This window comes from Streptomyces sp. SAS_270 (assembly GCF_052543295.1).
Genome location: NZ_JBMNDS010000070.1, coordinates 39640 through 52973, shown reverse-complemented (window position 1 = coordinate 52973; position 13334 = coordinate 39640). Strand labels below are relative to the sequence as shown.

Genomic DNA, 13334 nt, shown 5'->3' with positions numbered 1-13334 from the left:
GCGGCCGTGGGGAACGGCTGCTTGGCCGCTCTGGCCTCCTCACGGGCGCGGACCGCGTCGTTGAACACGACACGGGCGCACCCGAACGCCTTCGCCAACTCCCTCTGCTGGCCGGTGTCCGGGTACAACCTGAAGGCGTACCGGAGCTGCATGACCCTCACGGTACATACTTGGGTTATGGGCGAGATGCAGAAGATCAGAACTGGTCGGCACTGTGCTTTCGTGATGCACGTCCACTTGGTCTTCGTGACCAAGTTCCGGCACAAGGTGTTCACCGATGTTCATCTGACGCGCATGGAGGAGATCATGCGGTCGGTGTGTACGGACTTCGAGTGCGAGCTGGTGGAGTTCAACGGCGAGAACAACCACGTCCACCTGCTGGTGAACTTCCCGCCCAAGGTCGCCGTGACCAAACTGGTCAACTCCCTCAAGGGCGTCTCCTCCCGCCGCCTGCGCCAGGAGTTCCCCGACCTGGTACGGCACTACTGGCGGGCCAACAAGCTGTGGTCCGGCTCCTACTTCGCCGGAACCGTCGGCGGCGCCCCGCTCAGCGTGGTCAGGCAGTACATCGAACAGCAGAACCGGCCGGTGTGAGCACCACCCGGCTCCGCCGGGACCAGCCCGCGCGACACTCCGCACCGCGCGGGCGAGGAACTGCGGTGTCCGGCTCCGCCGGACCTGAATCCGCGACCCTCCGCGTCGCCACCATCAGCTTCGCTTCACCATCGGCCTGAAGGCCGACGCACTGCGAATGAATTCCGGTAGCGCGTTACCTGGCGCACGGATCGTCACTCACGGACAGGAGTGCGTCGAGCGAATGCCTGACGACCAGAGCCGGTCCGGCGTAGCCGGTCCGGCGTAGCCGGTCAGTTCGAGGGCACCCCGAGGAATCGCAGCACGGCGAGGACGCGTCGGTGGTCGGCGTCGGCGGCGGGCAGGCCGAGTTTGGCGAAGATGTTGTTGATGTGCTTGGCGACCGCGCTGTCGCTGACCACCAGTGCCTCGGCGATCCCCGCGTTGGAACGTCCCTCGGCCATCAGCGCCAGCACCTCCCGTTCACGGGGCGTCAGCCGCTCCAACGGGTCGCTGTGGCGGCGCAGCAGCAACTGGGCGACGACCTCGGGATCCAGCGCCGTGCCGCCGTCCGCGACCCGCCGTACCGCGGCGATGAACTCCTCCACGTCGGCGACACGTTGCTTGAGCAGGTAGCCGACACCGTTGGTGTGGGCGCTCAGCAGATCGGCCGCGTACCGCTCCTCCACGTACTGCGAGAGCAGAACCACCGCCGTTTGGGGCCACTGGCGGCGGATCACCAGCGCGGCGCGCACTCCCTCGTCGGTGAAGGCCGGTGGCATGCGGACATCGACCAGGGCAAGTTCGGGCCGGTGTTGCTCGACCGCGGTCAACAGGGCGTCCGCGTCACCCACGTCGGCTGCGATCAGGAAGCCAGCCATCTCGAGCACCTTGACGAGCCCGACGCGCAGCAGCACCGAGTCTTCAGCGATCACAGCTCGCACGGCAGCTCCGCGGTGAGGGTGGTCGGGCCCCCGGCGGGGCTGCTGACGCGGAACGTTCCGTCGACGGAGCCGACGCGTTTGGCCAGTCCGTTCAGCCCACTGCCGGCCGAGGCGTCGGCGCCACCGCTCCCGTCGTCGGTGACGTTCACGCGCAGCACCTTCCCGATCCGTTCGACGGTCACCTCCGCGCGGGTGGCGCGGGCGTGCTTGGTGACGTTGGTCAGCGCCTCAGAAACCACGAAATAGGCGACCGACTCCACGACGGGCGCTGCTCGCTCTCCGAGGTCGACGCGCAGGCCTACCGGCAACGGTACCCGGGCGGCCAGGCCGGACAACGCAGCGTCCAGCCCTCGGTCTTCGAGGACCGCGGGGTGCAACCCGCGGACCAAGTCGTTGAGTTCAGCGATGGCCTCCTTCGCCTCGCGGTGCGCCTCGTCGATGGCGGTGCGGGCATCGTCCGGCAGGTCGGTGAGGGTTGCCCTGGCCAGTCCCAGATTGACCGCGAGGGAGACCAGGCGCTGCTGGGTGCCGTCGTGCAGGTCGCGTTCGATACGGCGGCGCTCGCTGTCGACGGCTTCGATCAGGTCGCTGCGGCTCTCGGCCAGGTGCTCGACACGCCGTTGAAGCCGCTCGTTCCGGCTCGGCCCCAGCAGCGCCAGCGCGAGCCGGGCCTCGGTCCGGGCCGTCGCCCCGGCCAGCCAGGGTGCGCTGCACAGCAGCACGACGCCGCCGACGGTGCAGAAAACCGCCTGCTCCACCGGCAGCGCGGAGCCATACGAGAACACGGTGACGCCCGCCACCGCCGCGGCCCATGCCGCGAGCACGAGCAGTTCCATAGCAGCCAGCAACGGCCCGAGCAGAAGGTGGTATCCGACCTGTCGCCAGGTCTGGGCCGAGGACAACCACCGCAGGGCACGCCTGGGCCACCATCGTTGCGGCGTCGGCGTCAGCCGGGGGACGTCCATACCGAGTAAGGCTCGATAACGGTGTCGTTGAACAACGGTGAGCGCCGGAACGCCGACGACGAACAGCGCGAACGGTATCGGGACCACGGCCCACGCGTTCGCCTTCACAACGATGGTCACGCCCCAGACCCACTGCGACGCCAGGGCAAGGTGCAGCGGGATCCCGGCTGCCACGAATCCGGTGTCCCGTCCCGCTCGAAGTAATGCGCGTCGCAGCGTCCGATAACTCCTCATGGCTCGACGGTAGAACGCCTGGTGACGCACATGCCATGCACCGTGCATCCGGATCGATGGTGAAGCCAGTACCACCTTCAAGTCGGACCTTCGCGTTACCGACGCGCGCACCCGCCGCAGGAAAGCTTGTCCACGTAAGGCACACAAGCCCGCATCCGGGAGGAGACGCAGCCCCATGGCCCTCGTAGATTCGGCAGCTTGCGGCGCTGCGGACGCGCTGCCCGCCGCCATCGCGGACGTGTTCTTCTTGCCGCACACCGCTGTGCTGCAAGAGCAAGGCACCATCCACAGGAGACGGTGGCCCGGCATGGCGATGATCGGGTGCGGCCTCGCGCTGCTGCCCTGGCTGCTCGTGCTGGCGGCCACGCTGCCCACCGCACCCAGCGTCCCGCACTGGTCAGCCGCGTGGGTGGGGCTGGATGCGCTGGAGGCCCTGGGCCTCACCGCCACCGGAGCGCTGCTGCTGCGCCGGGATCCTCGGCACCCGCTCACCGCGGCGGCAACCGCCGCGCTGCTGATCGTCGACGCCTGGTTCGACATCGTCACCTCTGCCCGCGGAGCCGAACTCGCCGCAGCGATCGCGATGGCCGCCGTCGCGGAACTACCGATGGCGGCCTTGTGCGTCGTGCTGGCCACCGCTTCCTGCCGCCCCGGCTTCCCCGGCCACGATCGTCCGCCCCACCATCGCCGACCCGCTGTCGCTGCGGGTGCTGGCGCCACGCCCCCGCCCACACCTCTGGAGGAGACCAAGATGACCGAGCAACCCCCGGCACCGGCAAAACGCCCCCAGCCCGCCGAGCGCCCGGAAGGCGGGGGCGAGAACGCCATCGTGGACCTGTTCGTCGAACGGCTCGGGGACCGGATCGACGACCGCGTCGCCGCGTCGTTCGACGAGTTGTGCGCCGAGCGGCTGGCGGAGCCCGGCCCTCTTCAGCGAGCTGTGGTCCGCGACCGAAGGGCGGAGCTCAGGGTCCTGTTGCTCTCACTGATCCTCGGCACCGTCGCGACAACCTTCACTCCCGGCGGGACCACCGCACTGCTCATCTCCTGGGCCGGACTGGTGGTCCTCAACCTCGCCTACCTCTTCCGCCCACGCTGACACCCGACTCGGTCCGTCCCCGAAGGCTCACACCAGCCGGCGCGCCGTCGCCCACCCGGGCGGTCACGGGCAGGACCTCCCGCCCGCGCTGGGCGAGGCGGTCGAGGTCCTCGTCGAGCGACCTTCGCCAGGGTGGTGTGCTCGCGCAGGTACACCAGTACCCCCATCGCGCCCTGGGACGGACGGAGCTTGCAGCGGCGGTCACCCTCACGGGCGACGATGAGCATGGTGACCCACTCCACGAGCGCATGTGGCAGGTCGAGTGCGGCCGGATAGATGACCAACGAGGCCCCTGAGCAGCGTGGTTGAGACGTCAGACATCTCGATCAACTGCCCGGGGGCCTCGCTCGTTGCGCTTCACGGACCGTCACCCGATCGGTGGCCCGCTCGAAGAACCTCATTGACCGGTTTGCACCAGCTCGAAGTCATCGACGTTCACCCAGTTCTCGGGATTCGCGTCGGAGGCCACGCCGACCTGGATCGACCCAGTGGTCACGTTGATTCCGGAGATGACGACCTTCGTCCAGTTGGCTGTCGACTGGTTGATCGCACGGTCCATTTCGCCCGCGCCGAAGTTCTTGGCGAAGATGTCCGCCGACCTCTGCCCGCCACTGCTCTTGACCCAGGCCGACAACGAATACGTCCCGTTCGGCACCGCGATGTTCTGGTACATGCTTGCCTTGTAGGCGGAGGTGTAGGACTGCGATATCGCCCAGCGTCCGGTGTGTCCACCCAGGTGATTGCTGTTCGGGTCACTGCTGACGTTGGACGAGTTCGTCCATCCGGCCAGCGTCTTCTGGGCGACCCGGTCGGCCTCGACGCTCGGGTTCAGGACGTGGTTGTTACCACTGCCGACGGCCCACGTGCCCGCCGCGGCATCGACGCTCCACTGGTTGAGCGAATGGAAGACGGGCGTCGTGCCGTTGAAGGTGACCGGCACCCACTGGTTGTAGCCGATTCCGTTGCCCGCGAAGTCACTCCAGCGGTCACCTCCGAACATGACGAACGATCCGGATGAACCGGTCACTTCGAACGCCAGGCCGGTCTGCGTCACATGCGAGAAGTCAGCATCCGTGCCCTGCATGACGAACTCCGACGAATACCCACTGTTGATCTTCGTCGACTTGATGCAGTACGTATGGGAAGCGTTCCAGCCGTGCAGATCGGAGGAACAGAAATAGTAGGTTCCGGCATGCTTGAACATGATGTTGCCTTCGCGTCCGCCCGATGAGCTGCTGTAGATCTTCGTGGCGGTGTCGACGTGCAGGTAGTCCGAGGAGCGCAGCGGTGCGACGTACAGGTTCGACCTGCCGCTCTTGTTGCTGAAGATCAGATAGGCCCGCCCGTCGTCATCGGTGAAGACCGATTGGTCGCCGGACATGTTGTTGACGACATTCCCGATGCTCGACTGGGTGCCCGCGAGGCTGAAGTGACCTGCCGGCGTGCTGCTTGTGGCGAACATGAGCCCGCTGTTGAGCTGGGCCACCAGCACGTATTTGCCAGTGGTCGGATTGTGCGCCACGCCCACCCTGCCGAGCCACGAGCTACCACTCACGTCCGAGGAGGTCATGACGTTCCCCTCGAATTTCCAGTGCACCAAGTCCGTGGAGGAGTAGGAAGTGATCGCGTTGAAGGACGTGTTGCTGTTCTTTCCGCCAGCCGGGTTGTTGTAGTAGCTGACAGCTCCGTCGTACTTCACGCCGTACCAGTAGTACGTTGTGCCGACTTTCAGTACACCTCCGCCCTGGGAATAGATCGGGTTCCCGGAGGTGTCCTTCCAGAAGACATCGTTCTGGAGCACCGGAGCGGCAGCACTCACGTTCCTTTGAGGCAGTGGGGTTGCGGCGCTCGAACCAGCCGAGTTGCCGAAGAACGCCAAGGCAGCCGCGACCGGGAACAGCAGGGCAACGATCGTCCATCGGGGGATTCTCCGTAGCATTTCATATGCTCCTCTTCACTTGCTCTCCAGGCTGTTCGGTCGACTTCAGAGATGGCGGACGACACCCGCCGAACACTCGAAGGCCCCGATATTCGGCAGACGGTTGTAGACCGTGACTTTGGCGTAGTCGGCACCACCGTTCGGTCCCGTTGATGCCGGTGTCGATAGCCGACGAGCGCGCCCCGACCCTCAGGGGCAGCGCAGCGTTCAGTGCCGGTCCGTGTCTGCATTGCCGTAGGGGCCGCTGATGGCTCCGAGGACCCATAACCGACTGCCGACTGCCGCGCCGACGGCGATCTGCCAGAGCTGTCGAGCAGGGAACGGATCGGCGCACAGTCGGCGCGCCAACACCGTCAATCGGCGCGCCAGCACCGTCAAAGGGACCGGCGAGTGCGGACTGTCAATAGTCAGACATGTGGCCCGTGTTCAGCCAGCAGCCGCTCCGTGGGCCTGGACGCCAGGGTGTGCCAGGTTGGCGACCGGCACGCGGACAGAGCCGGAGGGGAAGAAGATCTCCACCTGCCCCGCCGTCGCGGCCCACCGCCAGGCGCGGCACAAGTGCATGGACACATGCGTGAGTCAGGCACGATGACCTCCGATGTGGGGGTGAGTGGACGTAACACTCGAACGACAGGGTGATCGTTCACTCTTGGAGGCGTGGGAGCGGTCCCACGACGGGTGAGAGTAGGGAAGCCCCGACGCGTCGTCAAGAATTTTGTCCGTCTTACTGTTTGGTCATGTTCGAATACGACGACTCTTGGCACTCACAGAACTGCACCCCTCGGCGACCCGCTGTCACCCGAAGCGCCTCCGAACTGGTCCTCTTCGCCCGGCGCGGACAGTGAGGCTACTTGCCCCCGCCCTCCACCCGTGCCGCCCCATGAGTCCAGAACTCCCAATTCACGAGCGCCTGTTGACAGGTACCCGCCCGATCGGGAAGCTGCGTGATGCACCTTCCACTCACTGAATCCACCGGACTCTGACCTGCGTTAGATCCGATCTGTGAACGATCACAGGAATTGGGTGTGGTGAATGGGCTCTCAGCGGCGCCCAGTTCGGTCGGCGGGACGGATCGGCCAGGGTGTGCGGCGCGTGCGCCGTCGCTTCGCCATGAAGAGACCTGTGCGGCCGCACCCCGCCCAAGACCCCACCGGCCAAGCGCTGTTCACAACCACGACCCACTGCCAATCGCCCAGCCTTCACACTTCACAGACGGCATCCGTGCCTGCCCCCGGAGAACCGGAGAACCCTTGAAGACGCTTCGGATCCTTCTCACGACCGCTGCGGTGATCGCCTTGTCGGCGTTCGGCGTCAGCGGTGTCTCTGAGGCCGGAAGTGCCGGGGGGCACTGTTCCGGTACGTCCCTCGCCGCGGCCCCAGCCGCACGGGCGGCTCAGCCGGTCACCGTGTGGCTGGCCGGTGACTCCACCATGGCCGACCCCAGCAGCCGTTGCCCCGTCGGCTGGGGCAGTCAGTTCGACGCCCTGTTCACCAGCGACGTCACAGTCAAGAACCGAGCGGTGAGCGGCCGCAGCATCCAGACCTGGCTGTACGAGTCGAATGTGAGCAACACCAAGGGCTCCGACGGCGAGTGCGTGCTCCGCTCCAACGCGTACTCATCGCGCTGGCAGGCGATGCTGAACTCGACCGCCGGCATGAAACCCGGCGACTACCTCTTCATCCAGTTCGGCATCAACGACACCGACTCCGCCTGTCCGCGGCACGTAGGCAGGCCCCGGTACCAGCAGTTGATGACCATGATGGCGCAGGCCGCCCTGGACCGAGGAGCGCACCCGGTTCTACTCACTTCGGTCGCCGCCATCACCTGTTCCGGCAGCACCGCCACCAAGAACCGGGCCTTCGTCCCTCAGACCTTCGCGGCCGGATCCACCACCGGGGCACCGGTCGTCGACCTCGAGGCGCTGAGCGTCTCGCTCTACAACAGCCTGCGCTTCTGTCCGAACAACGGCGATTACGGATCAGGCCCGTTGGGTGCTTTCTTCTGCAATGACCACACCCACTTCGAAGCCTACGGCGCGCAGCGGATCGCCCGCCTCGTCACCGACGACATACGCCACAAGAACCTTCCGCTTGCCCTGTACCTAAGGTAATCCCCCGGCGGCACGAACTCTCTCCGTTCCCCTCGTCAGGGTCCGGGGGGCTCGGCCGCCGAGCCCGGTACACAGTCCGTGGCCCGGCTGACTGTTCACCGCGCGACGCTGATCCCGAACTCAATCACCTGCCTTCCGAGCGATGTGGAGAAGAAAATGAAACGTTCCAAGCAGAGGAAGGTCGCCCTCCCGGTCTCCGCGGTCATGGCGATTGTCGCCACCGTGCTCGCTGGGTCGGCACCGGTAGGTAACGCCGCAGCAGGAAAGGTCTATTACGTCTCCCCCACCGGCAACGACAGCGCCGCAGGAAGCCAATCGACTCCCTGGAAGACGTTCGCCCACGCCCAGTCCGTCGCGCAGGCCGGCGACACCGTCTACTTCCGCGGCGGCACGTACGCGTATACCCGTGCGAACGCAAGTTGCAGTAGCCAGACCGACAGAGTCGACGCAGTCACCCTGAACAAGAGCGGCAGTTCCGGCAACCTCATCAGCTACGTCGCCTATCCGGGAGAGAGGCCGGTCTTCGACTTCTCGCAGATGAACGACGACTGCCGGATCAAGGGGTTCGACGTCACCGGAAATTGGATCCGCCTCAAGGGGCTCACAGTCACCGGCGTACCGCAGAACAACAACCTTAACCACGAGTCCTGGGGAATCTGGATCTCTGGCAGCAACAACACCTTCGAGCAGTTGGACCTCCACCACAACATGGGTCCGGGCCTGTTCATCCAGGACGGCGGCGGCAACCTCGTCCTCAACTCGGACTCCCACCACAACTACGACCCGCACACGTCCAACGGAGCCGGCGAGAGCGCCGACGGTTTCGGCGCCCACGTCTCGGCCAACCACCCCGGAAACGTCTTCCGAGGCGATCGCGCCTGGTGGAATTCCGACGACGGCTTCGACCTCATCAACGCCTTCTCGTCCGTCACGATCGAGAACTCCTGGGCGTGGCTCAACGGATATCTGCCGGGGACCACCACCGCAATCGGCAACGGCAACGGCTTCAAGGCCGGCGGCTACGGCGGAAAGTACGTGTCGAACGGTGTCAAACACACCGTCCGCTCCTCCGTAGCGTTCAACAACCGGTCTTCAGGCTTCTACGCCAATCACCACACCGTAGCGGACGACTTCTTCAACAACACGAGCTACGGAAATCACCCGGACTTCAACATGCTCGGAATCTCCCCGAGCGGCACCGCTATAGGCCTCGGCAACCTGCGCAACAACATCGCCTACACCGGCACGCTGCTGTCGAACATGAACGGGACCAACTCCTCGTACAATTCCTGGAATCTGAACGTCAATCTGTCCAACTCCCAGTTCCAGAGCGTGTCGACGTCCGGCTGGGACGCGCCCCGCCAAGCCGACGGCAGCCTCCCCCTGCTTCCCCACCTGCGCCTCGCCGCGAACAGCACACTGATCGACAAGGGCCTCAATGTCGGTCTGCCCTACAACGGCTCGGCTCCGGACCTCGGCGCCTTCGAACACTGACGGAAGCCGCCCACCCTACGACCACGAGATGACGGACTTCTTCAACCGGTCGAGGCAGCGCGACGGTGGGTGGTGCCGGGCCCGGTCGGCACCACCCGCAGTCACCTCCTCACCCCACCGCTCGCTCCCGGGCTGCCGGATCCAGGATCAGCCTTCGCAGACGGGTCCTGGTCTCGGACATAGACGGTGACTCGCGCTCCCTTGACATGGGTTGTTCCGTACTCGCGGAAATAGTGCCGCAAGGTGCTTGTTTTCGCTTCCTCCTGCGGGTTGTTCGGTAAGTGCGCATCCGCCGCGCGGACCGCGACGATTCGGTCGAATTCCAGCATGCGTGCCGCGATATCCTGGGCGGGAAGCTCGACACCTGCAAGTGTGTTTGACGAAATGGCATCCTGTGCCAGGGCGAGATCTGTCAGGAGACGGGTGTCCTCGGGGTTGGCCGCGGTCAAGATCCGGTGCCGGCCGGAGAGATAGAGCAGCCCGTCGCCGGGTCGGCTTTCCTTCCGTACGGCGGCGCCGATGGCGGTGGCATCATTGCTCCGGCTTTCGGGTGTCCTCAGCGAGAGGCTCGGCTGAACGAGCGCGGCCAGTACGGCAACCGCTGCAACCGCCGCGATCCACGCGGTGCGGGAAGACCGCTGCCTCCGGAGCAAGTAATCCATCCATGCGCCCAGCAGCAAGGCGATTCCGATATTGCTGTAGAGCACGTACCGGTCGACGAAAAGGGGTTTGACCAGTGAGGCGATGAGGAGCAGAAGGCCCGGAAGCACAACGATCGGCACAGCCAGCACGGAAAGCCGTACGGGTCCCCTCATCCCCAGGGGAGCAAGCGCACACACCACGCCCACCACTGCCACGGCCAGGACATCATTGAGCCGCACCGGTCCGTCGATCCAGGACACCTGCGCCGACTGCCGCGCACTACGGATCGCCAGTGGCAACAGCCCGGCCACAACGCCCGCGGCAGACATACTCCACGCTTTCAGCACCGGTCGTGGAACACGGGAGACGACCAGTGTGACGCCGTGTGCGACCAGGGCGAGGACCGCGAACTCATGGAGGAGACAGGCCAGCAGCATGGTGGAGCCATAGACCGCCCACCGCCACCGGGTGCGATGCGGGACGCTGATCACGAGCGCATAGGTGGCCCAGCTGATCAGGGCACAGACCATGGCGTACGAGCGACCTTCCTGCGCGTACTTCTGGACCTGGGGAAGGAGAGCGAACACCAGCCCGGCCAGCAGTCCGGCACGGGGCCCCGCCAGGCGTAGCCCCAGAAGCCCGACTCCGCTCGCCGCCACGGACATCGCCAGCACAGACGGCAACCGTAACGTCAGCAGCCCCGCGCCGAAGAGGCCGAAGATCTCATGCATCACGGCGTAGTAGAGGGCATGGACCAGATCGATGTGCTGGGCGGTGAGCCATATCTGCGAAAGGTCGCGGTGTGCGAGCTGGTAGGTGACGGACTCGTCCCCCCACATGGTGTTCTTCCTGCGGATGCCCCAAAGCCCGAGAGCGACGGACAGGACCAAGGGCGCGATGACGACAACGGCTTTGGCCGGGCCCGGTGATCGTCGACGGGCGGGTGCGGGACGGGAAACGGTCCTGGCCACGGCGGGGCCACGTTCGGCAACGGACATCGGCGGCAGGGCCTTTCAGCAGTGGCGAAGATGTTCCGCCAGCGTGCCCGGACCTCGTTGACCGGTTGCTGACCCAACCTGACCGGCCGATCAGGAAGGCGGGCCGGCGCTGTGCGAGGCTGCACCCCATGCGCATCCTGGTGGTCGAAGACGAGGTGGACCTTGCCCACACCCTGCACACCGGTCTGACCGCCGAGGGCTACAGCGTCGACCTCGCGCATGATGGCCGGCAGGGGCTGTGGATGGCGCGGACCGGCGAATACGCCCTGGTCGTACTGGACTTGATGCTGCCCGGGCTCAACGGCTACAAGGTCTGCGCCCAGTTGCGCCGGGAGGGCAACGCGACCCCCATCCTCGTACTCACCGCCAAGGACGGGGACTGGGACCAGGCAGAGGCCCTGGACACGGGGGCCGACGACTACCTGGCCAAGCCCTTCTCCTACATGGTGCTCGTCGCACGGCTGCGGGCCCTGGTCAGACGAGCCGCCGCCGTCGCCCCGCCCGTCCTTGCCGTGGGCGACCTCTCGTTGGACGTCGCCGGCCGGGTCTGCCGCCGGGCCGGGACCCGGGTGGACCTCACCCCCAGGGAGTTCGCCGTGCTGGAGCTACTCGCCCGCCGTGCGGGACAGGCGGTCTCCAAAACGGATCTGCTCTACCACGCGTGGCCCGACGAAGCCGAGGATCCCAACCTGGTGGAGGCGCGCGTCAGCGCGCTGCGCAAGAAGGTGGACGCCGCGTTCCACCGGCAGTCACTGCAGACCGTACGAGGCACCGGCTACCGGCTGGTGGACGACCGTGAACGCGACTGAACCGCGACGCCGCTGGTGGCCGCGTTCAGTGCGAGCCCGCACGGCTCTGGCCGTCGCCGCGACCGCCGCCGTCATCCTGGTCGGCATCGGCTGGTGGGTTCACCACGATGTCTACCGTCAGAGCACGCAGATCGCCGAAGGGCAGGCGCAGGCACAGCTCCGGGCTCTCGTCGATCAGCTGGAGGAGGGTGTGGTTCCCGTTCGCAGAAGCACCGTGCCGTACGAGGTCGTCGCGACCGGCCGCCGCGCCGCTGTCGCCTACGGCGGAGGCATGGAGGAACTCGATCCCGGCACCCGTCATGTGCTGCCCGCCCCGCCGAAGGCCGAGTTGCCCGCCCCGCCAGATGACGAGTCGTCAGGCTGGGGCTATACGACCCTTCCCATGCGCTTACCAGCGCGCCACGACTCCAAGCCCGGGGACCTGTTCGGCAAGGACGGTGGGACCTACCTGGTCATGTACTGCGATGTCAGGGCCGATGAACTGAGCAACGAAAAAGTCGCCGCTCTGGGTATCGCCGCCGACGCCCAACTGCGGGTCCATGTGGTGGTGCTCCCGCACGCCGGCGAGGACATCGCCGAGACAATCACCGAAACCACCGACCTCCTGCTGCTGCGGGCCGGGCTCGTCGGCCTCGTACTGATCGCCGCCGTCGCCTACTTCGCCGTCCGCATCGCGCTGCGGCCGGTCGAAGCCATCCGCGTCCTCACCGCCTCGGTCACCGCGAGCGACCCCCGCGAACGCGTCACCGTCCCCGCCACGGGACACGAGATCACCGCCCTGGCCACCACCATCAACACCACCCTCCAACGCCTCGACAACGCCGCCGCCCAGCAACGCCGCTTCGTCGCGGACGCCGCCCACGAACTGCGCAGCCCCCTCACCACACTGCTGGCCAGCCTGGAAGTCGCGCTCGCCTACCCCGAACGCACCGACTGGCCCGCCGCGGCCACCACCGCCGCACGACAGACCCGCCGCCTCCAGGCCCTCGCCGAAGACCTGCTGCTCCTCGCCCGCCTCGACACCCGCACTCCCACAGCCGACCCCGAAACCGTCGACCTGGCAGCCCTCGCCTCCCGGCTGACCGAGCAATACCCCCTCACCGAACGACCGTTGACCCTCACCTGCGACAGCACCGCCCCCGCACACGCACACGGAAACCCCGACGAGTACGAACGGCTGCTGCGCAACCTCATCGACAACGCCGCCCGCCACGCCGCACACCGCATCCAGATCACCATCCGAAACGAGGACGCCTGGGTCGTCCTCACGGTGCACGACGACGGACCGGGCGTGCCCGCCGAGGACGCCGAGCGCATCTTCGAACGCTTCGTCCGGCTCGACGACGCCCGCTCCCGCGACCACGGCGGTACCGGCCTGGGCCTCGCCATCGCCCGCGACCTGGCCCACCGCCACCGAGGAACCCTCACCCTCACCCCCCGGACCCTCGGAGCATGCTTCCAGCTACGCCTTCCCCGAGCCGCCACGCCAGCCGGGAAATAGCGCGCTTCACCGCGAGAACTGACGT

11 protein-coding genes and 1 pseudogene are annotated in these 13334 nt (G+C 66.5%); 6 read left to right on the top strand and 6 right to left on the bottom strand.

The genetic code is table 11. The features are described from left to right. On the bottom strand, positions 1 to 152 hold a 152-nt coding region (locus ACN6LB_RS34475; RefSeq protein WP_445029270.1), incomplete at its 3' end, for a helix-turn-helix domain-containing protein. Between the two features lie 25 nt (positions 153 to 177). On the opposite strand from ACN6LB_RS34475, the gene tnpA reads away from it, so the two are divergent. Further along, positions 178 to 594, top strand: a complete 417-nt coding sequence (gene tnpA / locus ACN6LB_RS34470; RefSeq protein WP_445029269.1) for an IS200/IS605 family transposase — start codon at positions 178 to 180, stop codon at positions 592 to 594. A 272-nt stretch (positions 595 to 866) separates the two neighbouring features. Here tnpA and ACN6LB_RS34465 read toward each other — a convergent pair whose 3' ends face one another. Together ACN6LB_RS34465 and ACN6LB_RS34460 are read right to left on the bottom strand one after the other, a co-directional pair. Further along, the gene (locus ACN6LB_RS34465; protein WP_445029268.1) at positions 867 to 1517 is read right to left on the bottom strand and encodes a LuxR C-terminal-related transcriptional regulator; all 651 of its coding nucleotides are present in this window, start codon (positions 1515 to 1517) and stop codon (positions 867 to 869) included. Continuing rightward, entirely contained in the window at positions 1505 to 2716 is a 1212-nt protein-coding gene (locus ACN6LB_RS34460; protein ID WP_445029267.1) for a histidine kinase, read from the bottom strand. Before ACN6LB_RS34460 ends, ACN6LB_RS34465 begins: the two co-directional genes overlap by 13 nt. Before the next feature lie 175 nt (positions 2717 to 2891). Here ACN6LB_RS34460 and ACN6LB_RS34455 point away from each other — a divergent pair, with 175 nt between their 5' ends. Then, positions 2892 to 3815: a hypothetical protein gene (locus ACN6LB_RS34455; protein WP_445029266.1), complete on the top strand. Its 924-nt coding sequence runs from the start codon at positions 2892 to 2894 to the stop codon at positions 3813 to 3815. 116 nt (positions 3816 to 3931) lie between these two features. Here ACN6LB_RS34455 and ACN6LB_RS34450 read toward each other — a convergent pair. Both ACN6LB_RS34450 and ACN6LB_RS34445 read right to left on the bottom strand, forming a co-directional pair. Then, positions 3932 to 4099: pseudogene (locus tag ACN6LB_RS34450) on the bottom strand (IS5/IS1182 family transposase); the annotation flags it as partial. Between the two features lie 113 nt (positions 4100 to 4212). Next, positions 4213 to 5754 (bottom strand): family 43 glycosylhydrolase, encoded by a 1542-nt coding sequence (locus tag ACN6LB_RS34445; protein WP_445029265.1) that lies wholly within the window; start codon positions 5752 to 5754, stop codon positions 4213 to 4215. Positions 5755 to 7004: 1250 nt separating this feature from the next. On the opposite strand from ACN6LB_RS34445, the gene ACN6LB_RS34440 reads away from it, so the two are divergent. Beyond that, positions 7005 to 7865, top strand: a complete 861-nt coding sequence (locus ACN6LB_RS34440; RefSeq protein WP_445029264.1) for an SGNH/GDSL hydrolase family protein — start codon at positions 7005 to 7007, stop codon at positions 7863 to 7865. Between the two features lie 156 nt (positions 7866 to 8021). Next, a complete protein-coding gene (locus ACN6LB_RS34435; protein ID WP_445029263.1) occupies positions 8022 to 9359 on the top strand; it encodes a right-handed parallel beta-helix repeat-containing protein in 1338 nt (445 codons plus the stop codon). Between the two features lie 101 nt (positions 9360 to 9460). Here ACN6LB_RS34435 and ACN6LB_RS34430 read toward each other — a convergent pair whose 3' ends face one another. After that, the gene (locus ACN6LB_RS34430; RefSeq protein WP_445029262.1) at positions 9461 to 10999 is read right to left on the bottom strand and encodes a glycosyltransferase family 39 protein; all 1539 of its coding nucleotides are present in this window, start codon (positions 10997 to 10999) and stop codon (positions 9461 to 9463) included. Between the two features lie 128 nt (positions 11000 to 11127). Between ACN6LB_RS34430 and ACN6LB_RS34425 the strand changes: the two genes are divergently transcribed. Both ACN6LB_RS34425 and ACN6LB_RS34420 read left to right on the top strand, forming a co-directional pair. Further along, positions 11128 to 11808, top strand: coding sequence for a response regulator transcription factor (locus ACN6LB_RS34425; protein ID WP_445029261.1), 681 nt, complete (start codon positions 11128 to 11130; stop codon positions 11806 to 11808). Continuing rightward, positions 11795 to 13309, top strand: a complete 1515-nt coding sequence (locus ACN6LB_RS34420; RefSeq protein ID WP_445029260.1) for a sensor histidine kinase — start codon at positions 11795 to 11797, stop codon at positions 13307 to 13309. Before ACN6LB_RS34425 ends, ACN6LB_RS34420 begins: the two co-directional genes overlap by 14 nt. Positions 13310 to 13334 lie beyond the last annotated feature (25 nt).